A 22,581-nucleotide genomic window follows, 5' to 3' on the forward strand; every position below is an offset into this window, starting at 1 on the left:
TTCTATGCAGCTCGACCGATCAATACCAATGATTTGTTTTTTCGGTTAAACACAAACGATGTCTATCAATCGCATCGCCTTCTACCATCTGGAAACGCTGCTCTGGATCGCCCGGCTGGGCACGTTCGCGGCGGCGGCGGCGCGCCTCAACACCACCCAGCCCGCCATTTCCGCGCGGGTGCGCGAGCTGGAAAACCATCTCGGCACCGCGCTGTTCCGGCGCGAGGGGCGGACCATGGCGCTCACCCCTGCGGGACGCGAACTGGTGCGGGAAAGCGAGCCCCTCTGGGCGCGATTCCAGGGCGTACTGATGGGATGCAGCGACATATCGGGCGCGACCGGCATCATCCGCATCGGCGCGGGCGAGATCGCGGCGGCCAGTTGCCTGCCCGGCTTCGTCGCGGAACTGGGCCGCGACCTGCCCCAGGTTTCGCTGGAAGTCGATATCGCTCTGACCGCCGACCTGATCCAGCAACTCGCGTCCGGCCATGCCGACCTTGCCTTTGCGGCGGGGCGGATCGCCCATCCAATGCTGCGCACGGCACCGATCGGCAGCGTCGACCTGCTCTGGCTGACCCGCCCGTCGACCGTCGGCACGACCCGGACGCCGATCTGGTCGCTCTCCAACCTCTCGCCGCTCTACCGGATCATGAAGGACGCGATCGCCGCGTCGGACCTGGCCGACTGCCCGCTCAACCTCTGCAACAATGTCCGCACCATGATCGACATCGTGCTGGAGGGTGGCGGGATCGGCATCTTTCCCCAGCCCATGGTGCGGCATCAGATGGCGGACGGGCGGCTGGTGCCGGTGCCCGGCGCGCCGGGCATGCCACCAGTCGACTTCCACGTCGCCGTCCGCGCCACGGAATCCGACCCGCTGGTGCTCGCCATCTTCGACCGGGCGAGCCGGCTGGAGTTACGCGCGGGCGTTTAAATGAGACCAGCCAGCGGACTGGACGGATCGGCATACATGCGCTTGCCCATGCGCCCGGCGCGATAGGCCATGCGGCCGGCTTCGACCCCCGCCTTCATCGCGGCGGCCATCAGCACGGGATCTTTCGCCTCGGCAATGGCGGTGTTCATCAGCACGCCGGTGCAGCCCAGTTCCATCGCCACCGTCGCTTCCGACGCGGTGCCGACGCCCGCATCCACCAGCACCGGCAGCTTGGTGCCCTCCACGATCAGCCGGATCGTCACCCTGTTCTGGATGCCGAGGCCCGACCCGATCGGCGCGCCCAGCGGCATGATCGCGACGGCACCGGCATCCTCCAGCCGCTTGGCCGCGATCGGATCGTCGACGCAATAGACCATCGGCTTGAAGCCTTCCTTGGCGAGGACTTCCGTGGCGCGAAGAGTCTCGACCATATCGGGATACAGCGTGCGCGCCTCGCCCAGCACTTCCAGCTTCACCAGTTCCCAGCCGCCCGCCTCGCGCGCCAGCCGCAGGGTGCGGATCGCATCCTCGCCGGTGAAGCAGCCCGCCGTGTTGGGCAGATAGGTGATCTTCTTCGGGTCGATATAGTCGGTCAGCATCGGCGCCTTGGGATCGCTGACATTGACGCGGCGCACCGCGACCGTGACGATCTCCGCGCCCGAAGCGGCCACCGCCGCCGCATTCTGCTCGAAACTCTTATATTTGCCGGTGCCCACGATCAGGCGCGACCGGAATCTCTTGTCGGCTACGGTCCAGCTGTCGTCATCCAGCGCGGTCACATCGTCGCCGCCGCCCGCGACCGGATGGTCGCCACCACCAACGAAATGCACGATTTCGAGTTCGTCGCCATCCTCGACCTTGACCTGCGCCAGCGTCGAACGCGGCACGACCTCCAGATTGCGCTCCACCGCCACCTTTTCCGGCACGAAGCCCAGCTCGCTCGCCAGTTGGGCCAGCGTCAGACCGTCACGGATGCGGCGATGCTCGCCATTGATGTGGATGGAGATGGTGCCGTCAATGCTCACTGCGCTGTCCCGAACTTGAGAAGATGTCTCGACTAGGCGAGACCGGAAGGGCTAAGGATCGTCGCGCATATAGGGGCGGCCCTGTCCGCCAAGCAACAGCATTAGGGGGTCGCCTTGGCCGACGCGCGCAAAATCTATGTCCTCAATGGCCCGAACCTCAACATGCTCGGCACCCGCGAGCCGGAAATCTACGGCTATGACACGCTGGACGATATTGCCGAACGCATGGAGGACGCCGCCAACCGCGCCCATGTGGAGATCGAGTTCCGCCAGTCGAACCATGAAGGCCATCTGGTCGACTGGCTGCAGGAAGCCCATGCGGAAGGCGCGCACGCCGTCATCATCAATCCCGGCGCCTATACCCACACCTCGATCGCGCTGCATGACGCGATCAAGGGCATCAGCGTGCCGGTGATCGAGATTCACCTGTCGAACCCGCACAAGCGCGAGCCTTTCCGCCACAAAAGCTATGTCGGCATGGCGGCGAAGGGCACCATCGCGGGTTTCGGCCCGATGTCCTACATGCTGGCGCTGGAAGCCGCGCTCGAACTGTAGCTCGACGCACGAAAGTTGCGCTTTGCCGTAAATACGCATAGGCGCGGGCACAAGAAACGACATTCACCGGCCAGGGACTTCACATGACCGACAAACAAGAAAAGGGCGCAATGCAGGTGGACGTGCAGCTGGTGCGCGATCTCGCGGCGCTTCTGGACGACACCAACCTCACCGAAATCGAGGTTGAGGACGGCGATCGCAAGATCCGCGTCGCGCGCAAGGCGGCTTCGGCCGCCGCGCCCGTCTATGCCGCCGCGCCGGCCGCTGCACCCGTCGCCGCCCCGGTGGCCGCCGCGGCGCCTGTCGCGCCCGCTGCCGACGCCGCACTGCCTTCGGGCAATGTGGTCAAGTCGCCGATCGTGGGCACCGCCTATCTGTCGGCCGAACCGGGCGCCGCGCCCTTCGCTCGCGTGGGTGCGCAGGTCGCCGCCGGCGAAACCATCCTGATCGTCGAAGCCATGAAGGTCATGAACGCGATCACCGCGCCGACCGCCGGCACGGTCAAGGCGGTGCTGGTCGATAACGGCCAGCCGGTCGAATATGACCAGCCGCTGATCGTCATCGAATAAGGCCCGCACAAGCTTATGGCCATCGAGAAACTGCTGATCGCCAATCGCGGCGAGATCGCGCTTCGCATCCACCGCGCCTGCCATGAAATGGGCATCAAGACCGTCGCGGTGCACTCCACCGCCGACGCCGACGCCATGCATGTGCGCCTCGCCGACGAGGCGATCTGCATCGGACCGCCCGCGGCCAAGGACAGCTATCTGAACATCGCCGCGATCATTTCGGCGGCGGAAATCAGCGGCGCCGACGCGATCCACCCCGGTTATGGCTTCCTGTCGGAAAACGCCAAGTTCGCCGAAATCGTGGAAGCGCATGGGCTGGCCTTCGTCGGGCCCAAGCCCGAACATATCCGCACCATGGGCGACAAGATCGAGGCGAAGCGCACCGCCGGCGCGCTCGGCCTGCCGCTGGTCCCAGGGTCTGACGGCGCGGTCAGTGACGTCGAGGAAGCCAAGGCCATCGCCGAAGCGGCGGGCTATCCGGTCATCATCAAGGCGGCGTCGGGCGGCGGCGGCCGCGGCATGAAGGTCTGCACCTCGCCCGACAGCCTTGAAACGCTGATGCAGCAGGCGGGTTCGGAAGCGAAGGCCGCGTTCGGCGACGCCACTGTCTATATCGAGAAATATCTCGGCAATCCGCGCCATATCGAAATCCAGGTGTTCGGCGACGGCAATGGCAACGCCATTCACCTGGGCGAACGCGATTGCTCGCTCCAGCGCCGCCACCAGAAGGTGCTGGAAGAAGCCCCCTCGCCCGTCCTCAGCCAAGCCGAGCGTGAGCGGATCGGCGGCATCTGCGCCAAGGCGATGGCCGACATGGGCTATCGCGGCGCGGGCACGATCGAATTCCTGTGGGAAAATGGCGAATTCTACTTCATCGAGATGAACACCCGCCTGCAGGTGGAACATCCGGTGACGGAAATGATCACCGGCCTCGACCTGGTGCGCGAACAGATCCGCGTCGCCGAAGGCAAGCCGCTCTCGGTCGCGCAGGACGATATCCGCTTCACCGGCCATGCGATCGAATGCCGCATCAACGCCGAGGATCCCAAGACCTTCGCGCCATCGCCGGGCACCGTCACCAGCTATCATGTTCCGGGCGGCATGCACGTTCGCGTCGATAGCGGCCTCTATCAGGGCTATAAGGTGCCGCCTTATTACGACTCCATGATCGGCAAGCTGATCGTCTATGGCCGCACCCGCGAGGGCGCGATCATGCGCCTGCGCCGCGCGCTGGAGGAATATGTGATCGAGGGGATGAAGACCACCATCCCGCTGCATCAGGCCCTGCTGCGCGATCCGGAATTTCTCGACGGCAACTATACCATCAAGTGGCTGGAAGAATGGCTCGCCCGTGAGGATGGCCAGTGAAAGCCACCATCTGGCATAATCCCAAATGCGGCACATCACGCAAGACGCTGGCGATCCTTGAGGAAACGCCCGGCGTCGAGGTCGAGGTCATCGACTATCTCAAGACGCCCTATACGCGGGCGAAGGTCGCGCAACTGATCGCGGACGCAGGCCTGACCCCGCATGAGGCGTTGCGCCTGATGGGCACCGATGCCGAGGAGCGCGGCCTGCCCGATATGTCGGCCGACGCGATCCTGGACGAAATGGCTGCCAATCCGGCCTATGTGAACCGTCCTTTCGTCGAAACGGACAAGGGCGTGCGCTTCTGCCGCCCGCAGGACAAGGTCCGCGACATCCTCTGATGCCTCGTAATGCCATTCGTTTCGTATTCGAAACGAATGGCATTACGCATTTTCAGTTTGAGATTGTCTATTTCGCTGTCCAGCTTCCGATCGCGCGGCGTCACGCTCGCGTAACAATCATATGATTTGAGCGCTTGCTTTGATGGGAGGAAGCCTTAGCCTCCTCCTTCATGGCAAAGGAACCGGCATTGGCGACCATCGCCGTCTACAGCCTCAAGGGCGGCGTGGGTAAGACCACCTTCGCGATCAACCTAGCCTGGGCATCGGCCTGCATCTCGAAGCGGCGCACACTGCTCTGGGATCTCGATCCGCAGGCGGCGTCGAGCTGGCTCATCTCCACCGACATGACCAGCCGGGACGCGGCGCAGGCGATCTTCAGCAAGGATGTGGAGGTACGGAAACTCATCCAGCCGTCCACCGTGCCGGGGCTGGACCTGATCGCCGCCGACACGTCGCTGCGCGGCCTCGACCATCTGTTCCGCGAAATGGACAAGAAGAAGCGGCTGGCCAAACTGATCGAGAGCCTGGGACGCGACTATGACCGGATCATCCTCGATTGCCCGCCGGGCCTTACCGAAACCAGCGAGCAGGTGCTGCGCGCCGCCGACCTGATCGTCATCCCGGTCATCCCCTCCCCGCTGTCGCAGCGCGCCATGGGGGAAGTCGCCCGCTATCTGGTCCAGCGCGGCGGCAATCATGCACCGATCCTGCCGGTCTATTCGATGGTCGACCGCCGCCGCAGCCTGCACCGCGCCGCACTGGAAAGCCAGTCGGGCTGGCACGCCATCCCGATGGCCAGCACGATCGAGCAGATGACGGTGCGGCGCAAGCCGCTGGGCGCCTTCGCTCCCGCCTCGCCCCCGGCGCAGGCCTTCGCCTCGCTCTGGACGCAGGTGGAGCGACAGTTGCAGGCATGAAAAAGCGCCCGTCCATCGCTGCCGGGCGCTTCATCGATATTTGGAACCGTCAGGCGGCGATGTCGTAGGGACGGATTTCGCCGGTCAGATAGAGATTCCGCGCCTTCGAGCGGCTGAGCTTGCCCGAGCTGGTGCGCGGCAGGGTGCGCGGCGGCACCAGTTCGACGACGCAGTTCATGCCGGTGATGGCGCGAACCCGCTCGCGAATCTGGTCGCGCAGGCGCGAACGCTCCTCATTGTCCGAGGTGCGGCAATGGACCAGCACGGCAGGCGCTTCCTCGCCGCCCGGCGTGGTGATGGCGAAGGCGGCGATGTCGCCCTGCTTGAAGCCAGGCAGCTGCTCCACCGCCCATTCGATATCCTGCGGCCAATGATTCTTGCCGTTGATGATGATCATGTCCTTGGCGCGGCCGACAATGTAGAGATAGCCGTCGCTCAGATAGCCCATGTCGCCCGTGTCGAGCCAACCACCGGCCATGCAGGCGTCGGTCGCCTCCTGGTCACGGAAATAGCCGACCATCAGGCTCGGCCCGGTGGTCCACACCTTGCCGATCTGGCGCTCGTTCATCAGGCCGCCATCCTCGTCGCGGATTTCCACGACCATGTCCTTGGCCGGCTTGCCGCAATTGACGATCGAGCGGAAGCGCTGCGGACGGCCTTCGGGCGCGTCGCCGCCCGACAGGTCGGTTTCCTCGACCAGTTCGACGATGATCCCCTCGCCCGGCGGCATGATGGTCACAGCCAGCGTCGCTTCGGCCAGGCCGTAGCTGGGCAGGAAGGCCTTGGGGCTGAAGCCCGCATCGGCAAAGGCGTCGACGAAGCTCTGCATCACGTCGGGGCGGATCATGTCCGCGCCATTGCCCGCGAGCCTCCAACGGGAAAGATCGAAGCGATCCTGCGCCTTGGTCTGGCTCGACATGCGGCGGGCGCAGATGTCGTAGCCGAAGGTCGGCGAATAGCTGATCGAGGTGCCTTCGTTGCGGCTGATCAGATCCAACCAGGCAAGCGGACGGCGGGCGAAATCCTCGGTCTTCATATAGTCGGTCGACACCTGGTTGGCGACGACCGACAGGAAGCAGCCGACCAGGCCCATGTCATGATACCAGGGCAGCCAGCTGATGCAGCGATCGCTGTCCTGCACTTCCATGCCATGGCTATGCGCCGACAGGTTGCTGAGCAGCGCATGATGGGTCACGGCGACGCCATGCGGGAAGCGGGTCGAACCGCTCGAATATTGCAGATAGGCGATTTCCTCGCCCTTGGCCTGCGGCAGGTTGGCGGGGATCGCGTCGCGGGCGATGAAATCCTCGAACGCGATGCTCTCGACATTCTTCTGGCGACCGGATTCGCCAGCCATTTCCTCCAGTTCTTTGGGGAAGAGGAAGAGCATCGGGTCGCAGCTCGACAGCTGGACGTTCAGCTGGTCGATATAGCTTTCCTTGCCGCCGAAGCTGGTCGGCAGCGGCAGCGGCACCGGCCAGGCGCCGGCATAGACGATGCCGAAAAAGAGCTGAGCGAAGTCCATGCCGGTTTCGGCGACCAGCGCCACGCGGTCTTCGGGCTTGACGCCATGGGCGATCAGACGGTGGGCGCAGGCGATCGCGTCGGCGCGCAGTTCGCTGAACGGATAGGGCCGCGCCAGATTCCCACGCGCATCGTGGAAATTCAACCCGCGCCTGCCCTGCGCCGCATAGTCCAGCGCCTCGCCCAGCGTCTCGAAATCGGAGAAGCGGCGCGGCAGATCATCAGTGGTCGGCGTCGGTGCCATCATCTCTTGCGAACCCGTCATATTGGTTTCACCCAATGTCTTAAAACTTGTGAAAGCGGGGCCGCTAGCAGCTTTGGCCGCCAGATGCACCGCCTATTCCATTCCAGCGTCGCTTAATAGCCGACAAGGCGCGGTAAAATTCCGGCCCGACTGTGGCATAAACATGGCGTATCGGGCATTGAGGCACGATATGACCGGGAAACGCCTCCCTCCGCCGCTTGACGAGGAATCGCTGCGTGACCTGGCGCTACGCCATGTCGCGCGTTTTGCCGTCAGCCGCGGCAAGTTGCTCACCTATCTGAACCGCAAGCTGCGCGAGCGCGGCTGGGGCGACGAGCGTCCCGCCGATCCCGAAGCATTGGCCGATCGCTTCGTCGAACTCAATTATATCGACGATGCCGGCTATGCGGTGATGAAGAGCGCCTCGCTCGGCCGGCGCGGCTATGGCGCGCGCCGGGTCGAAGAGGAATTGCGCGCCGCGGGCATCGCGGAGAGTGACCGGGAGCAGGCCGATGCCCAGACCCGCAAGGACGCCTGGAGCGCCGCTGACCGCTTCGCGCGGCGCAAGCGCGTCGGCCCCTATGCCACCGCGCCGCTTGACCCGAAACAGCGGGAAAAGGCGATCGCCGCCTTCCTGCGCGCGGGCCATGATTATGCGGTCGCCCGGCGGTGGGTGGACGCGGCGCCAGGAGAAACCATCGAGCAGGAGTAAGGCGCCACGGCAGCTATCGCTCGCCGCCGCTTCCTCGCCCCGCTGACCGGCCCGACGTTACTGCACCGCGACCAGCAGCTTGTCGATCTTGCGCCCGTCCATGTCGACGATCTCGAAGCGCCAATTCTGGTCCTCGGCATAATCGCCGACTTCCGGCAGACGTTTGAGCAGCCACAGCACATGGCCCGCGACGGTCGCATAATCGCGATCCTCGGACAGGTCTATGCCGATCCGCTCGGCCAGCTGGTCGATCGACATCTGGCCCGACACCAGCAAGCTGCCATCCTCGCGCTCGACGACGTCAGGCTCGTCGAAAGCGTCGCGGTCGGAGGCGAAATGGCCGGCGATGGCGGACAGCAGGTCCGCCGGGGTCACGATTCCCTCGAAATGGCCATATTCGTCATGAACCATGACCATCGGCACATCGGACCGGCGCAGCACTTCCAGCGCGTCCATCGCATCGACCTGATCGGGCACGACCTCAGCCTTGCGCATCAGCGTTTCGAGGTTCAGCGGCTCGCCCCGGAACAGCGCGGTCATGATGTCGCGCGCCTGGACGATGCCGATGATATCCTCCACCGATCCACGGCCGACGGGCAGACGGGTATGCGGCGTGTCGAGCAGCTTGGCGCGGATCGTCTCCTCATCCGCGCCGATGTCGATCCAGTCGACATCCATGCGCTGGGTCATCACCTCGCGCACAGGCCGGTCGGCCAGCCGCACGACGCCGGAAATGATCGCCCGCTCGCTTTCCTCGATGACACCCGACTTGCTCGCCTCCGCGACGATCAGATGCAGTTCCTCGACGGTGACATGATGTTCCGATTCGCGGGTCAGGCCCATCAGCTTGAAGATCAGGCTGCTCGATGCGTCGAGCACCCAGACGACCGGAGCGGTCAGCTTGGCCAGATACAGCATCGGCGTCGCCACCAGCACCGCGATCGGTTCGGGCTGGCGCAACGCGAACTGCTTGGGCACCAGTTCGCCGATAATCAGCGAGGCATAGGTGGTGACGCCGATAACGAGCGCGAAGCCCAGATTTTCGGCGGTGTTGGGCGACAGGCCCAGCGCCTCCAGCCGCTCGCCGGTCGGTCCGCCCAGGCTGGCGCCCGAATAGGCGCCCGAAATGATGCCGATCAGGGTGATGCCGATCTGGACCGTCGACAGGAACTTACCGGGATCGGCCGCCAGCGCCAGCGCGGAGCGCGCCCCGCTGCGTCCGGCCTTCTCCATCGCCTGCAAACGCGGCTTGCGGGCCGACACGATGGCCAGTTCCGACATGGCGAAAACGCCATTGATCGCGACAAGCACCAGAATGATGATGAGGTCTACCCAGGGGAAGGGCGTCGGATTGGGAGGGGGGATCGTGGCCATGGTGGTCAGTGTCCCCCTATAAACGCTAATCTTTCAATTTCACAACATCGGCATCAGCAAGAGTTCAGTTCGCTTGTGGAACAAAGATCACCGCTTGGCTATTGAGGGGGGCAGAGGCTCCAGCCAGCACAGGATAAAGGGAACAGGATCAATGAGGATTTCTCACCGCATCATCGGCGCCGCGGGTCTGGCCGCGATGCTCGCCACCACCGCCTGCACCACCGATCCGCAGACAGGCCAGCGCAGCATTTCCAAGGCGGCGATCGGCGGCATCGGCGGCGCGCTGGGCGGCTATCTGCTGGGCGATTTGGTCGGCGGCCGCAACGACCGCACCGAAAAGATATTGGGCGCAGGCATCGGCGCGGTCGCGGGTGTGGGCATCGGCGCCTATATGGACGCCCAGGAACGCAAGCTGCGCGAGGAAACGGCCGGTACCGGCGTCGACGTGATCCGCGACGGCGACAATCTGCTGCTCCGCATGCCGTCGGGCATCACGTTCGCCTTTAACAAGTCCGACGTGCAGCCGCAGTTCCAGCCGACGCTGAACGATGTCGCATCGGTGCTGGCGCAATATCCCAAAACCTATATCGACGTGTACGGCCATACCGACAGCGATGGGTCGGACGCCTATAACCAGACGCTGTCCGAACGCCGCGCCCAGTCGGTTGCCAATTATCTGGTGACGAAGGGCGTGCAGTCGGCGCGCATCGGCACGCGCGGCTATGGCGAAAGCCAGCCGATCGCCTCCAACGCGACCGAGGAAGGCAAGGCGTCCAACCGCCGCGTCGAAATCAAGATCGCGCCCGTCACGGAAGCTGACGTGAAGGGGTAGACGTCAAGCCTTTAAAAGAGCCATTCGGGCTGAGCCTGTCGAAGGACTGTTTTTTGACACCAACTGTCAGACGCGGGTGGTGAGCGCCCGCGTCAGCAGCGCCAGCGCCGCCCGCTCCCCTGCCGGATCGGGCGGCAGACGGCCATCCAGCGCCAGCGTCGCCAAGCCATGCACCAGTCCCCAACAGGCCAGCGCTCCCGCTTCGCTCTTCGTGGGTGCCAGTTCGGACACCCGCCGCGCCATCAGCGCATAGGCGCCCCGGCATTGTTCGTGCGGCAGTTCGTTACCCGCTCCATCGGCGAACATCAGGCGGAACAGAGCCGAATGACGACGGGCGAAGGCGATATAGGCCAGCCCCTGCGCCGTCAGCGCTGCCGCCGAATCGGCTACCACATCAGCGTAGGCCGCCTGCTCCTCCAGCATCGCGAAGCCGCGCAGCGCCACCGCCGCCATCAGCGCCGCCTTGTCGGCGAAGTGGCGATAGGGCGCCATCGCCGACACCTGCGCCGCCCGCGCCACTGCGCGCAGGCTGATATCAGCCTCCCCCTCCTCCAGCAGAGCAAGGGCGCAATCCACCAGTCGATCGTGCAGGCTTTGGGTCATGTTTACACTGTAATCAGTATGTGTTATGTTTACAGCATAAACAGCATGGAGTCGTGTCATGCAAGTCCGTCAGTCGGTCGATCTGGACGCCTATCCCGACCTCATCATGATCTTGCTCGGCTTTCGCGTGTCGCGCCTGCGCGGCCTGCCCGCGCTGCTGCGCATCGGCAAGGGGCTGCGCACGATCGAGCGCGACCCGCCCGAAGGGCTGCTGACGCATGAGCAATTTCTCTTCAGCTGGAACCATGTCGGCATCCGCCAATATTGGCGCGACCTCGACGGCCTGGAACGATTCACCCGTTCCATGCCGCATGCCGGCTGGTGGCGCGACTTCGCCAAGGGCGACAATGGCGCGGGCTTCTGGCACGAAAGCTACGCCCGCAACGGCGCGATGGAGGCGGTCTATATCGACATGCCGGAACCCATGGGCTTCGGCCGCTTCGCCCCGTCGCTCGACCCGACCGGTCCATTCCTGACCGCCCGCGCGCGGATGGCGCGCAAGGCGGCTTAGAGCGCGCTGCGTTAAATCTGACGCGGGTCGCTCGCTCTAAGTTTTTGTTGTCGCATCGTTTTAAGCGGAAAACCGGTTCCCACTTTTCCGCACGATGCTCTAGAAGCTCGCCTTGATCCCGTCGATCACGAACTGCGCCGCCAGTGCGGCGAGCAGCACGCCGAGCAGGCGGGTGATGACCGCCTCTATCTTGCGGCCCAGCAACGCCATCAGCGGACCCGCCGCCATCAGCGAACCCAGCATCAGCGCCAGTGTCAGCACCACCGCGCCCAGCACCACCGCGCGTTCCGCCATGCCGTTGGCGCGCGACATCAGCAGCATGACCGTCGCGATCGATCCCGGCCCGGCGATCATCGGCATCGCCATGGGGAAGACGGAGACGTCCTCCACATGCGGTTCCTCGGCGCTGATCTTTTCCGCCCGCTCCTCGCGCCGCTGGGTGCGCTTCTCGAACACCATGTCCATGGCGATCATGAACAGCATGATGCCACCCGCGATGCGGAAGCTGTCGAGCGCGATACCCAGCACGCCCAGCAACTGCTTGCCCCACAGGGCGAAGACCAGCAGGATCGCGGCGGCGATACCGACCGCGCGGATCGCCATCGCCCGGCGCTGCGCCTGGCTCGCGCCGGCGGTCAGGCTGGCGTAGATGGGCGCGCAGCCCGGCGGATCGATCACCACGAACAGAGTGACGAAGGCGGACAGGAACAGGGCTGTCATGATCCGGCGTTCACCTTATCGTCGATCACGGTTTCATAGGCGCTGCCGGTCCACATCTTCACGGTGACGCGGCGGCTGTTGTCGGCGGCGACATCGGCGCTCCAGACCAGACTCTCGTCCGGCGGCGGCGCGACTTCGCCCTTGCCGGGCTTGCCACCGGGCGGTGGCGGCGGTGGGCCATCGGCGCGTGGACTGCGCTTGCAGGTCGCGACCTTGCCGGTCAGAAATTCCGGCGCCTCACGCGCGGTGGCGAGCGTATCGCCATGGTCGAGAATCCACTGCCAGCGGCCCTTCCTGTCGCGCCGCCAGAGCGTCGTGAAATAACCGACCGATCCATCCGGTCGCTTCCAGTTGCCGGTGCTGGCGGCCAGATTGCCGTCGCAGGAGACATAGACGATCGAGGGCGACCATTGGACGGACGCGGGGGGATCGACCTGTTTCCGGAGCCAGTCCTGTGCCAGCACCTTTTGCGGGACGAACATCACCGCATCCTCGGCGGCGGTTTCGCGGAAGGCGGTCCATTGCCCCTTTTGCTGCGCCAGCCGGTTGAAGGCGATTTCCGCCGCAATCACCGAACTCGGATCGGGCTGGAAGCGCAGGGGCGGCTTTGCGGCGACAAGCGCCACCGCCCCCAATGTCAGCAGCGCAAGCCGCGCCGCCGCCGTCACAGCCCCTCCGGCTTTGGCAGTCCGGCTCGGGCATGGGCGGCAACCAGCGTGTTTCGCAGCAGCACCGCGATCGTCATCGGGCCGACGCCGCCCGGCACCGGCGTGATAGCGCGGACATGGGCCAGCGCCTCCGCCGTGGCGACGTCGCCAACGATGCGGCTCTTGCCCTCTTCCTCCGTATCGGCGACGCGGTTGATGCCGACGTCGATCACGGTCGCGCCCGGTTTGATCCATTCGCCCTTGACCATTTCCGCGCGGCCCACGGCGGCGACGACGATGTCGGCGCGATGGACGACGCTGGCGAGGTCATGGGTGCGGCTATGCGCGATGGTGACGGTGGCGTTTTCGGCCAGCAGCAGCTGCGCCATCGGCTTGCCCACGATGTTGGAGCGGCCGACGACGACCGCCTCCATGCCGCTGAGGTCGCCCAGCTCATCCTTCAGCAGCATGATGCAGCCCATCGGTGTGCAGGGCACCAGCGCCTCCTGCCCGGTCGCGAGACGGCCCGCATTGACGACATGGAAGCCGTCCACATCCTTAGCCGGATCGACCGCGCCGATCACCGCCGCCTCGTCGATATGTTTCGGGAGAGGCAGCTGGACGAGGATGCCGTCGACGCGATCGTCATGGTTCAGCTCCTCGATCAGGTCGAGCAGGTCATCCTCGCCGATGCTGTCGGGGCGCTTGAACTCGAAACTTTCCATTCCGACCGCGACGGTCATCTTGCCCTTGGAGCGGACATAGACGCTGCTCGCCGGGTCTTCGCCCACCAGCACCACGGCGAGGCCCGGCTTGCGCCCCGCCTGCTCGGTGAAAGCCGCGACCCGATCGGCCACCTTGTCGCGCAGTCCCGCCGCAAAGGCCTTGCCGTCGATGATCTTGCCGATGGTCATGTCTGTTCTACCCAATGTTCGATGAGGGCGATCAGGCGCGCGCCTGCGCTGCCTCCGCCGATGATCCTTAGCCGCTTTAGCCGGTTGGTGTCGCCCGATTCCAGCAAAATCGCGCCCTTTGGCCAATCCAGCTGTTTCGCCAATAGTGCAATCATTGCACCATTAGCCCTGCCCTTTTCCGGCACGGCGCGGACGCGGGCGGATAGCCAGTGCGCGCCGTGCGCATCGGTCCATTCGCCGCCAATCTCCTCTTTCGCTGATCCGGGGGTCAGCCGGACGCTGAGCAGCAGGTCGTCGCCGGACCGGCTCCAGACGTTCACACCATACCGAAGAGCGGCGGCAGCACGGCCTGACGGATGATCAGGATGGCGAGCAATACGACCATGGGCGACAGGTCGAGCGCGCCAAGGTCCGGCATCACCCGACGGATGGGATTGTAGATGGGCGCTGTCATCCGGTCGAGTGCGGTCATCACAGTGCGGACGAAGTCATTGCCCATGTTGACGACGTTGAAGGCGATCAGCCAGCTCATGATCGCCTGGATGATGATGATCCACCACAGCACGTCCAGAAGGATGACGATGATCTGATAAAGGGCGTAGGCCATGGGGTCTCCGTTGGATGCTTGGCGCCGCTCTAGCCGAGGCGGCCACCCTGCCACAAGCATGCTGCGACGCAAAATCCACCAACGACAGGACAAATTCGCCAGACTTGCCGGGATGCCGCGCTATAGGGATAGCATGAACTTTCGAGATGCCATCCCCGCCGACGCCCCTCTGATCGCCGCCATCCATGTCGCAAGCTGGCGCATCGCCTATGCCCATATCATGGACCCGGCCTATCTGGCGGGCGGGATCGAGGCCGAACGGCTCGCGACCTGGACGCAACGGCTGGAAGCGCCGCAGCCGGGCCAGCGCGTCATCGTCGCGGAACAGGACGGACAGGCAATCGGCTTCACCTGCGTCATCGGCGGAGCCGATCCGCGCTGGGGGACGCTGGTCGACAATCTCCACGCCCTGCCCGCCGCCAAAAGGAGCGGCATCGGCACCGCGCTGCTGGATCAGGCGGCGCGCTGGGCGGTCGAGGGCTGGCCCGGCATGGGCCTGTTCCTCTGGTGCTACACCGACAATGTCGCGGCGCGGGGCTTCTATGCGGCGCGCGGCGGGCAGGAAGTCGAGGATTGGGACAAGCCCGGCCCGGACGGCCGGACCCTGCCGGAAAAGCGGATCGCCTGGGGTGATCCGAGGATGCTGATCCGCCCATAAGCTCCCCTCCCTGCAAGGGAGGGGAATGAGTTGATATTATTTCCGCACCAGCGTGCCCGCGCCGCGGTCGGTGAAGATTTCCAGCAGCATCGCGTGCGGCACCCGGCCGTCGAGGATGACCGCAGCATCCACCCCACCCTCGATCGCGCGGACGCAGGTTTCGAGCTTGGGGATCATGCCGCCGCTGATCGTGCCATCGGCTTCCAGCCCGTGGATCGCTTCGGGATCGAGATCGGTCAGCAACTGGCCCTGCTTGTCGAGCACGCCCGCCACATCGGTCAGCAGGAAGAAGCGCGACGCCTTCAGTTCGGCGGCGATGGCGCCGGCCATGGTGTCGGCATTCACATTATAGGTATGGCCATCGGTGCCGACGCCCACCGGCGCGACCACGGGGATGATGCCGTTCTGCGCCAGCGTGTCGAGGATACGGCGGTCGATCGAAACGGGATCGCCGACAAAGCCCAGGTCGACATTGCGCTCGATCCCCGAATTGGGGTCCGCCTCGCGCTTGCCCAGCACCTTCTCGCACAGGACCAGGCCGCCATCCTTACCCGAAATGCCGACCGCGCGACCGCCCGCGCCGGCGATCCAGCCGACGATTTCCTTGTTGATGGAGCCGGCCAGCACCATTTCGGCGATCTTCGCGGTTTCGGCATCGGTGACGCGAAGGCCGCCGACGAACTGCGATTCGACGCCCAGCTTCTTGAGCATCGCGCCGATCTGCGGCCCGCCGCCATGGACGACGACGACATTGATGCCGACCGCCTTCATCAGCACGACATCCTCGGCGAAATCGCGCGCCGCCTCGGGATCGCCCATGGCGTGGCCGCCATATTTCACGACGAAGGTCTTGCCCGCATATCGCTGCATATAGGGCAGCGCCTCGACAAGGGTTTCGGCCTTCGCGAGGAGCGCGGGATCGGGGGCGTGCTTGCTGTTCATGCGCGCGCGCATACGGCCTTATGGCCCCCGCTGCAAGTTAGCGATCGAGCTTGCGCCCCAGCGACACCGCCAGCGAGATGAGCGGCGGCACGAGGATGATCGACAGGATCACCTTGGCGATCATCTGCCCGACCATCAGGTCCATGATCGGCCGTTCGCCAAGGAAGGAGATGGTGATGAACAGCAGCGTGTCGACGATCTGCGAGACGACGCTGGCGATCATGCCGCGCAGCCAGACCAGCCTGCCCTCGCCGCCAGCCAGCCTGGAGAAGATGAAGACGTTGAGCGTCTGCGACGTGCCGTAGGAGATGAGGCCCGCCAGCATCATGCGCGATCCCTGCCCCACGACGATCGGGAAGGCATCGACCGCCGGGGGGTACATGCCCGGATCATGCGGCAACGCGATGACGATATGGATCAGCGCCGCCGAGACCAGCAACGGCACGAAGCCCAGCCGCACCAAAGCGGTCGCGGTCTTCTGGCCATGAAGCTCGGACACGGCGCTGGAAATGATGACCAGCAGCAGGAAAGCGAAGATGCCTGCCTCGACCGCGAGCGGTCCCAGCGCCACCTGCTTCACCCCCAGCACGCCGGCCATGCAGACCATGCCGCCGTAAAGGATGGAAAAGACGAAGAGAGAACGGCTGATGGGCGCGGAGGTGCTGGTCATCGGCAGCCCTTACCGGCATTTGACGCGCGGGGGAAGATGGGGGGATGGGTGAGGAGAAGTGGCCAATGGCGGATATTCCCTCTCCCATCGGGAGAGGGAGGGAGCCGTGCGCAGCACGGCGGAAGGGTGAGGGTGAAGGACGCGGCAATACTCACCCTCACCTTCCCACTCGGCGGCGCCGAGCGGGCCCCTTCCTCTCCCGGTGGGAGAGGAGTTTATGCCCGCCTTCCACCCATCCTCGCCGGCAAAGCGTTACGCAGTTCCTATCCCTGCCCGTGCAGCATCTGATATTTGACGCCCATCGCCTGGGCCAGGTTACGCAAGCGGCGCTCCACTGCCTCGCCATAGAGGTCGGTATCCTCACCGCGCAGATGGAGATCGATGCGGTCGCCGATACGCTCCAGATGGGAGACGGCGAGTGGCCCCTCGACACCGCCCGACAGCCGCTGCGCCAGCCGGATCGCCAGCCCCCACAGCGCTGCGCGGCGCAGATCGTCGGGCTTCGCGATCCGATCAAGCCCCAGCGGCGCGGTCAGCCCGCCGCCGAAATGGGTGTGCAGCGCCTGCGCCAGCATCGCCCGCTCGGCCGCGGTGATGCCGACCCAATTGCTGTGCAGCGCGATCTCCACACCGCGCTCGGCGCGGAAATCGGGATTGGCGCGCCAGCTGACATCGGCAAGCAGGCAGGCCGCGCGACGGATGCGGCGCGCGGCGGCATCGTCATCGGGAAAGAGCGGCGCGATCCAGCGGTCGATGCGGTCGCCATGGCCACGGAAGCGCGCCTGCGCCTCCCCTTCCGCCTCGGCCGCGACCAGCAGCGGGTCATGGGCGCGAATATCCTGCGGCAGACCCTCGTAGAGCAGCCCTTCGCGCAGGCCATAGGCGGACACGATCAGCCGGCTCGATTTCAGTTGCCGCACCACCACCGACAGCAAGGCCGTCGCATCGGGCATGGTCGGCACGCGCGATCCGGTCATCGCCGGAATCTGCTTCAGCCGCGTGCGATCGACATGGGACACGATGCGGGTCAACTGCTCGGCGCGGGCCGCGTCCATCTCATATTGATGCACGACCGGCAGCGGGAAATGGGTCAGTTGCATGTCGAAGCGGGCGAGCGCGCGCCACGATCCACCGACCAGATAGAAGGGCAGGCCCGGCTCCGGCTGCCATCCCGCCTTGTCCAGCATCTTGGCGACGTAGCGTTCCAGCGCGCGCGGTCCCTTGACGCGGATCTGCGGCAGGCGCAGCACGCCAAGCGGCAGCGATATGGTCTGCTCCACTGCGCCCTTGCGCACGCGCGCCAGCTCCAGACTGCCGCCGCCCAGATCGCCGACGATGCCGTCCGCATTGGGAATGCCCGACAGCACGCCCAACGCCGCGCCGATCGCTTCCTGCGCGCCGGTCAGGAGTTCGACGGTCAGGCCCATGTCCTTCGCGCGGGTGATGAACTCGCCGCCATTGGTCGCATCGCGCACCGCCGCCGTGGCGACGCAGCGAATGTCCGTCACCTTCATCGCACGGCAGAGATGGGCGAAGCGGCCGACGGCGCGCAGCCCGCGATCCATCGCCTCCGGCTCGATCGCGCCGGTCTTTGCCAGCGACGCGCCGAGGCCTGCCATCACCTTTTCATTGAACAGGATGAAGGGGATGCGGCGCGGCCCGTCATAGACGACCAGGCGAACGCTGTTGGAGCCGATATCGATGATCGCGGTGCGCGCATGGGCCGGCTGAGGCGACGTCGCCATCTGCTCGGCGACGTCGCGGATGCGGCTCAGCATCGAATTCATGGGCGTCAGGCCCTTCCGCGCAGGCGCAGGGTCGGCACCGCTTCATTGTCGAACGCCGCGCCGCGCCCGGACAGCGACGGGTTGGTCATGAAATAGCGATGCAGGTTGAACGGCCTGTCGCCCGGTTCAAGACGGGTATACACGCCGTCGCTGTCGAGCGACCAGCTCTGTTCGGTGTCGATCAGATTGGCGACCATCACCTGGTCGAGAATCTGGTCGTGGACCGTTTCATTTTCCACCGGCGCCAGGAATTCGACACGGCGATCGAAGTTGCGCGGCATCCAGTCGGCGGAGCTGATATAGACTTTCGCGCCATTGTTGGGCAGCGCCTTGCCATTGCCGAAGACGGCGATGCGGCTATGTTCCAGAAAGCGGCCGACGACCGACTTCACCCGGATATTCTCCGACATGCCCGGCACGCCCGGACGCAGGCAGCAAATGCCCCGGATAATGAGGTCGATCTGCACGCCTGCATTGCTGGCGGCATAGAGTTTCTCGATGATCGCCGGATCGACCAGACTGTTCATCTTGGCCCAGATGGTGCCCGGCCGCCCGGCGCGGACATGCTCGATCTCCGCATCGATGCAGGCGCACAGCGTGTCGCGCAGATCGCGCGGCGACATGACCAGCTTTTCCAGCCGCTTGGGTTCGACATAGCCGGTGATGTAGTTGAACAGCGCGGCGGCATCGCGGCTATAGGCCGGGTCGGCGGTGAAGAAGCTGAGGTCGGTATAGATGCGCGCCGTGACAGGATGATAATTGCCGGTGCCGAAATGGCAGTAGCTGCGGAACTGCTCGCCCTCGCGCCGGATCACCATCGAAATCTTGGCGTGGGTCTTCCAGTCGATGAAGCCATAGACCACCTGCACGCCCGCACGCTCCAGCGCGTCGGCCCACATCAGGTTCTGCTCTTCGTCGAACCGCGCCTTCAGTTCGACCACGGCGGTGACGGACTTGCCCGCCTCCGCCGCGTCGATCAGCGCGCGGATGATCGCGGACTGCTTGCCCGCGCGATAGAGCGTCTGCTTGATCGCGACCACGTCCGGGTCGGACGCCGCCTGCTTCAGGAAGGAGATGACGACATCGAACGCCTCATAGGGATGATGGACGACGATGTCCTTGGCCCGGATCGCGGCGAAACAGTCGCCGCCATATTCGCGGATGCGCTCGGGGAAGCGGGGGACATAGGGTTCGAACTTCAAATCAGGGCGGTCGGCGTCGACGATGCCGCTGAGGTCGCCGATGCCGATGAAACCCTCCACCTCGACCACGCTCGCCTCATGCCCCTGGAGCATGTCCTGGAGCATTTCCTCGACCGGCGCGGGGATGCGCTCCTCTATCTCCATGCGGATCACGCGGCCGCGGCGGCGGCGCTTGATCGCGCTGCGGAAATAGCGGACCAGATCCTCCGCCTCTTCCTCGATCTCGATATCGCTGTCGCGGATGATGCGGAATACGCCGCTGTTGCGGACGCGATAGCCGGGGAAGAGGTCGGCGGAAAAACGACGAATCACCGCCTCCAGCGCCATGTAACGCATGGGTTCGCCGGGGATACGTACGAAGCGTGCGAGCGAGGACGGGATCATCACCAGCTCGCGGATCGGCTGCTTGTCCGATAGCCGTTCCAGGTCGAAGACGATCGACAGCCCCTGATTGGGGATGAAGGGGAAGGGATGCGCCGGGTCCAGCGCCTGCGGCGTCAGGATCGGGAAGACCTGCGTCAGGAAATGCTCGCGCAGCCAGGCGCCGCAGACCGCGTCCATCTCGGCGGATGGGCCGATCACCTCTATCCCCACCTGCACCAGTTCGCCATGCAGCGCGCCCCACACTTTCTGCTGCGCACGCATCAGCGTCGCGGTGGTGTCCGTAATGGCGGCCAGCTGCTGCGCCGGGGTCAGCCCGTCGGCCGAGCGCATGTCGACATCCTGCAACTGCTGGCCCTTGAGGCCCGCGACCCGGACCGAGAAGAACTCGTCCAGGTTCGCGCCCGATATCGACAGGAAGCGCAGCCGCTCCAGCAGCGGATGGGCGCGGTTCATCGCCTCTTCCAGCACCCGCTGGTTGAACGCCAGCCAGGACAGCTCGCGGTTGAAATAGCGTTCGCCGCTGGGCGACAGGCTGGCGATGGGATCGGCTTCGGCCACGAATTACTCGCGCTGGTCGGTGGAAGGATCGGGCGGGACTATAGGCAAATAGCCCGCCGATTGCAGAGTCTCTTTCGCCATTGCGACCGAAATCTTACGACCGGATGACAGCGCCGCCACGTCGAGCAGCCGTGTCACCTCCGCAATCGCGCCATAACGATGCTCCACCCGGCGCAGCAGCCAGTCGGGGACATCGGGCGCATAGCTGGCGCCGGCAAGGTCGAACGCCCGGCAGATCAGCGCACGGGCCAGCAGCTCGTCCGGCTCCTCGATCGCGACATGCGGCGCGGCGGCCAGCCGCGAACGCAGGTCGGGCAGCGCCACCGTCCAGCTGGCGGGCGGCGTCCGGCCGATCATCAGCAGCGGGCGGCGGGAAGTCTGCGCATCGTTCCAGGCGTGGAACAGGCGATGCTCGTCCTCACCCTGCGCATCGTCGATAATCTCGCCACCGCTCATCTGCGCGAAATGGCCGGAAAGCGTCGTTCGGCCCGACAGCGGCGGGCCGGTCAGCACGCTCACCGACAGTGGCCAGTCGCGCCAGCGTTCCAGATGGGCGACGGCAAGGCGATTGGCGTCGCTGACCAGGAAGTCCCCCGCACCAGCGCCGCCATGCCATTCGAAAGGCAGGCTGATCTGGCTCATTGCGGCGATGGGGACGCCTGCCGCCGCGAAATCCGCAGAGTGTTGCCATTGACGGCGACAGTATAGCCGCGCGCCTGCAACCCGGCCCGCAGCGTGTCGATCGTACCGTCGAAGCTGACCTGCATCACCGATGTGCCGCCCAGCGCCAGGCTGCTCGTCGCGGCCGACCGCACACCTGGGATGCCACGCACCGCCGATTCGCCCGCACCCACCGAACTGACGTCGGGCGTGTCGAACTGGATCGACACGCTGTTCGTGCCCACGGTCGGTACGGTCGGGACGTCGAGCGCCTCGATCGGCGCCTCGGTGGCATTTTCGATCGCCAGCGCATTGGGATCGACCGGCTCCTCGATGATCAGCGACGGGTCGGGCCGCAGGCGGCCATCGTTGAGCGCACGGATATAGAGTTCGTCGATGCGCCGCGCGCCTTCGTCCATCATCTGCGCAATGCCGCCGTCATTGGACGCGCGCAGCGAGAAACTGCCGATCAGGCTGTCGTCGGGACCATAGCGCGCGGTGAAGGTGCCGGTAACGGGACCGCCCGGATAGGCGCGTTCCAGCCGCACGATCGGGATCACGACGTCCGCCGCGCCATATTGGTCGAGCAGCACGCGCCACCACAGGCGCCCGCGCCGACCGATCTGGCCCGCGTTGAGCAGGATCGGGTCGGCGATCGAGCCAGCGACGCGCACATAGTCGATCGCGCTGTCCCCGGTGCGATAGCGCGCCCAGGCCTTTTGCCATTCATTGGTGCGCTCATAGGACACGGCCGACCCGCCATCCCATAGCACCGGGATCACCAGCAGCGGCGGCGATCGCATGACATTTCCGGAAACGCCCAGCAACTGCCCGGTGCGCGCGCGGTCGAACAGCACCCCCAGCGTCGCGACATAGCGGTTGGGGCCGTTCTGCTCATATTCGACCTCGATGCCGGAAATCATGGCTTCGAGCTGCGAATCGGACAGGGCCGGCGCGCCGCCCCCGCCATGGGTCCGCGTCCAGAGCATCCGCCATGCCTGCCGCTGCGCCATGCGCCAGCCGGCGTAGCGCGCGCTGTCAGCATCCTTGGCGAAGACGTCGACTTTCACCCCGCGCACCTCGAAATCGCCGCCGCTGGCGATCGGCGGCACGCCGCGCTCCCCCTCCATCTGCGCAAACAGCGCGGCGGCGGCGAGGCCAAGCAGAATCGCGATGAGGATCTGGACGGGCCGCGAAAGCAGGCGCGCAAAGGCTGCGGGGCGGGGAAGGGTCAGGCTCACAGTCACGGGCGTCCTTTTGGCGAACATTGCCCGCCCTGCCAAGCAGGAAGGCGCGACTTATCCCCAGCTTCGTGCCGCGCCC

At 65.4% G+C, this 22,581-nt stretch carries 25 protein-coding genes; 10 read left to right on the forward strand and 15 right to left on the reverse strand.

Going from position 1 to position 22,581, the window contains the following annotated elements:
- Positions 1-58: 58 nt before the first annotated feature.
- Complete coding sequence (locus DM806_RS05075; RefSeq protein WP_179042150.1) at positions 59-934, forward strand: LysR family transcriptional regulator; 876 nt, start codon at positions 59-61, stop codon at positions 932-934.
- On the opposite strand, the gene thiS is transcribed toward DM806_RS05075, so the two are convergent.
- Positions 931-1,959, reverse strand: a complete 1,029-nt coding sequence (gene thiS / locus DM806_RS05080) for a sulfur carrier protein ThiS (protein ID WP_179042151.1) — start codon at positions 1,957-1,959, stop codon at positions 931-933. The two genes, DM806_RS05075 and thiS, sit on opposite strands and share 4 nt — an antisense overlap.
- A gap of 114 nt (positions 1,960-2,073) precedes the next feature.
- Here thiS and aroQ point away from each other — a divergent pair, with 114 nt between their 5' ends.
- The 5 genes from aroQ to DM806_RS05105 all read left to right on the forward strand — a co-directional run bounded on the left by aroQ (position 2,074) and on the right by DM806_RS05105 (position 5,709).
- Positions 2,074-2,514: a type II 3-dehydroquinate dehydratase gene (gene aroQ, locus DM806_RS05085; RefSeq protein ID WP_179042152.1), complete on the forward strand. Its 441-nt coding sequence runs from the start codon at positions 2,074-2,076 to the stop codon at positions 2,512-2,514.
- An 83-nt stretch (positions 2,515-2,597) separates the two neighbouring features.
- The gene (gene accB / locus DM806_RS05090) at positions 2,598-3,083 is read left to right on the forward strand and encodes an acetyl-CoA carboxylase biotin carboxyl carrier protein (protein ID WP_179042153.1); all 486 of its coding nucleotides are present in this window, start codon (positions 2,598-2,600) and stop codon (positions 3,081-3,083) included.
- 15 nt (positions 3,084-3,098) lie between these two features.
- Positions 3,099-4,451: an acetyl-CoA carboxylase biotin carboxylase subunit gene (accC, locus tag DM806_RS05095; RefSeq protein WP_179042154.1), complete on the forward strand. Its 1,353-nt coding sequence runs from the start codon at positions 3,099-3,101 to the stop codon at positions 4,449-4,451.
- On the forward strand, positions 4,448-4,792 hold the full coding sequence (locus DM806_RS05100; protein WP_179042155.1) for an arsenate reductase family protein: 345 nt from the start codon (positions 4,448-4,450) through the stop codon (positions 4,790-4,792). Before accC ends, DM806_RS05100 begins: the two co-directional genes overlap by 4 nt.
- Positions 4,793-4,962: 170 nt before the next feature.
- Complete coding sequence (locus DM806_RS05105) at positions 4,963-5,709, forward strand: ParA family protein (RefSeq protein ID WP_179042156.1); 747 nt, start codon at positions 4,963-4,965, stop codon at positions 5,707-5,709.
- 49 nt (positions 5,710-5,758) lie between these two features.
- On the opposite strand, the gene DM806_RS05110 is transcribed toward DM806_RS05105, so the two are convergent.
- Entirely contained in the window at positions 5,759-7,480 is a 1,722-nt protein-coding gene (locus DM806_RS05110; protein WP_179042225.1) for a fatty acyl-AMP ligase, read from the reverse strand.
- A gap of 187 nt (positions 7,481-7,667) precedes the next feature.
- Here DM806_RS05110 and DM806_RS05115 point away from each other — a divergent pair, with 187 nt between their 5' ends.
- Entirely contained in the window at positions 7,668-8,189 is a 522-nt protein-coding gene (locus DM806_RS05115; protein WP_179042157.1) for a regulatory protein RecX, read from the forward strand.
- Positions 8,190-8,246: 57 nt separating this feature from the next.
- On the opposite strand, the gene DM806_RS05120 is transcribed toward DM806_RS05115, so the two are convergent.
- Complete coding sequence (locus tag DM806_RS05120; protein ID WP_179042158.1) at positions 8,247-9,563, reverse strand: hemolysin family protein; 1,317 nt, start codon at positions 9,561-9,563, stop codon at positions 8,247-8,249.
- Positions 9,564-9,714: 151 nt separating this feature from the next.
- Here DM806_RS05120 and DM806_RS05125 point away from each other — a divergent pair, with 151 nt between their 5' ends.
- Entirely contained in the window at positions 9,715-10,395 is a 681-nt protein-coding gene (locus DM806_RS05125; protein ID WP_179042159.1) for an OmpA family protein, read from the forward strand.
- A 66-nt stretch (positions 10,396-10,461) separates the two neighbouring features.
- Here DM806_RS05125 and DM806_RS05130 read toward each other — a convergent pair whose 3' ends face one another.
- Complete coding sequence (locus DM806_RS05130) at positions 10,462-10,998, reverse strand: TetR/AcrR family transcriptional regulator (RefSeq protein ID WP_179042160.1); 537 nt, start codon at positions 10,996-10,998, stop codon at positions 10,462-10,464.
- Positions 10,999-11,056: 58 nt separating this feature from the next.
- On the opposite strand from DM806_RS05130, the gene DM806_RS05135 reads away from it, so the two are divergent.
- On the forward strand, positions 11,057-11,509 hold the full coding sequence (locus DM806_RS05135; protein WP_179042161.1) for a monooxygenase family protein: 453 nt from the start codon (positions 11,057-11,059) through the stop codon (positions 11,507-11,509).
- Positions 11,510-11,608: 99 nt separating this feature from the next.
- On the opposite strand, the gene DM806_RS05140 is transcribed toward DM806_RS05135, so the two are convergent.
- Genes DM806_RS05140 through DM806_RS05160 form a run of 5 tightly spaced genes read right to left on the reverse strand, consistent with a single transcriptional unit; the run spans position 11,609 to position 14,397 of the window.
- Positions 11,609-12,229, reverse strand: a complete 621-nt coding sequence (locus DM806_RS05140) for a MarC family protein (RefSeq protein ID WP_179042162.1) — start codon at positions 12,227-12,229, stop codon at positions 11,609-11,611.
- The gene (locus tag DM806_RS05145) at positions 12,226-12,897 is read right to left on the reverse strand and encodes a YybH family protein (RefSeq protein ID WP_372859277.1); all 672 of its coding nucleotides are present in this window, start codon (positions 12,895-12,897) and stop codon (positions 12,226-12,228) included. Before DM806_RS05145 ends, DM806_RS05140 begins: the two co-directional genes overlap by 4 nt.
- Positions 12,894-13,790, reverse strand: a complete 897-nt coding sequence (folD, locus tag DM806_RS05150; RefSeq protein WP_179042163.1) for a bifunctional methylenetetrahydrofolate dehydrogenase/methenyltetrahydrofolate cyclohydrolase FolD — start codon at positions 13,788-13,790, stop codon at positions 12,894-12,896. The genes DM806_RS05145 and folD overlap by 4 nt, the downstream gene beginning before the upstream one ends.
- Positions 13,787-14,110 carry a DUF167 domain-containing protein gene (locus tag DM806_RS05155; RefSeq protein ID WP_179042164.1) on the reverse strand — a complete coding sequence of 108 codons (324 nt, stop codon included), beginning with the start codon at positions 14,108-14,110 and terminating at the stop codon, positions 13,787-13,789. Before DM806_RS05155 ends, folD begins: the two co-directional genes overlap by 4 nt.
- Positions 14,107-14,397: a YggT family protein gene (locus DM806_RS05160; protein WP_179042165.1), complete on the reverse strand. Its 291-nt coding sequence runs from the start codon at positions 14,395-14,397 to the stop codon at positions 14,107-14,109. Before DM806_RS05160 ends, DM806_RS05155 begins: the two co-directional genes overlap by 4 nt.
- Positions 14,398-14,530: 133 nt before the next feature.
- On the opposite strand from DM806_RS05160, the gene DM806_RS05165 reads away from it, so the two are divergent.
- Positions 14,531-15,055, forward strand: coding sequence for a GNAT family N-acetyltransferase (locus tag DM806_RS05165; RefSeq protein ID WP_179042166.1), 525 nt, complete (start codon positions 14,531-14,533; stop codon positions 15,053-15,055).
- Positions 15,056-15,091: 36 nt separating this feature from the next.
- On the opposite strand, the gene argB is transcribed toward DM806_RS05165, so the two are convergent.
- The 6 genes from argB to DM806_RS05195 form a co-directional block, all read right to left on the reverse strand.
- Positions 15,092-16,009, reverse strand: a complete 918-nt coding sequence (gene argB / locus DM806_RS05170; protein ID WP_179042167.1) for an acetylglutamate kinase — start codon at positions 16,007-16,009, stop codon at positions 15,092-15,094.
- 25 nt (positions 16,010-16,034) lie between these two features.
- Positions 16,035-16,667 (reverse strand): queuosine precursor transporter, encoded by a 633-nt coding sequence (locus DM806_RS05175; RefSeq protein ID WP_179042168.1) that lies wholly within the window; start codon positions 16,665-16,667, stop codon positions 16,035-16,037.
- A 263-nt stretch (positions 16,668-16,930) separates the two neighbouring features.
- Complete coding sequence (locus tag DM806_RS05180; RefSeq protein WP_179042169.1) at positions 16,931-18,454, reverse strand: Ppx/GppA family phosphatase; 1,524 nt, start codon at positions 18,452-18,454, stop codon at positions 16,931-16,933.
- A gap of 5 nt (positions 18,455-18,459) precedes the next feature.
- On the reverse strand, positions 18,460-20,598 hold the full coding sequence (locus DM806_RS05185; protein WP_179042170.1) for an RNA degradosome polyphosphate kinase: 2,139 nt from the start codon (positions 20,596-20,598) through the stop codon (positions 18,460-18,462).
- Positions 20,599-20,601: 3 nt separating this feature from the next.
- Complete coding sequence (locus DM806_RS05190) at positions 20,602-21,240, reverse strand: chromosomal replication initiator DnaA (RefSeq protein ID WP_179042171.1); 639 nt, start codon at positions 21,238-21,240, stop codon at positions 20,602-20,604.
- Entirely contained in the window at positions 21,237-22,526 is a 1,290-nt protein-coding gene (locus tag DM806_RS05195) for a heavy-metal-associated domain-containing protein (protein ID WP_256869113.1), read from the reverse strand. The genes DM806_RS05190 and DM806_RS05195 overlap by 4 nt, the downstream gene beginning before the upstream one ends.
- Positions 22,527-22,581: the final 55 nt, after the last annotated feature.

The sequence above is a fragment of the Sphingobium lactosutens genome (assembly GCF_013393185.1).
GTDB lineage: Bacteria > Pseudomonadota > Alphaproteobacteria > Sphingomonadales > Sphingomonadaceae > Sphingobium > Sphingobium lactosutens_A.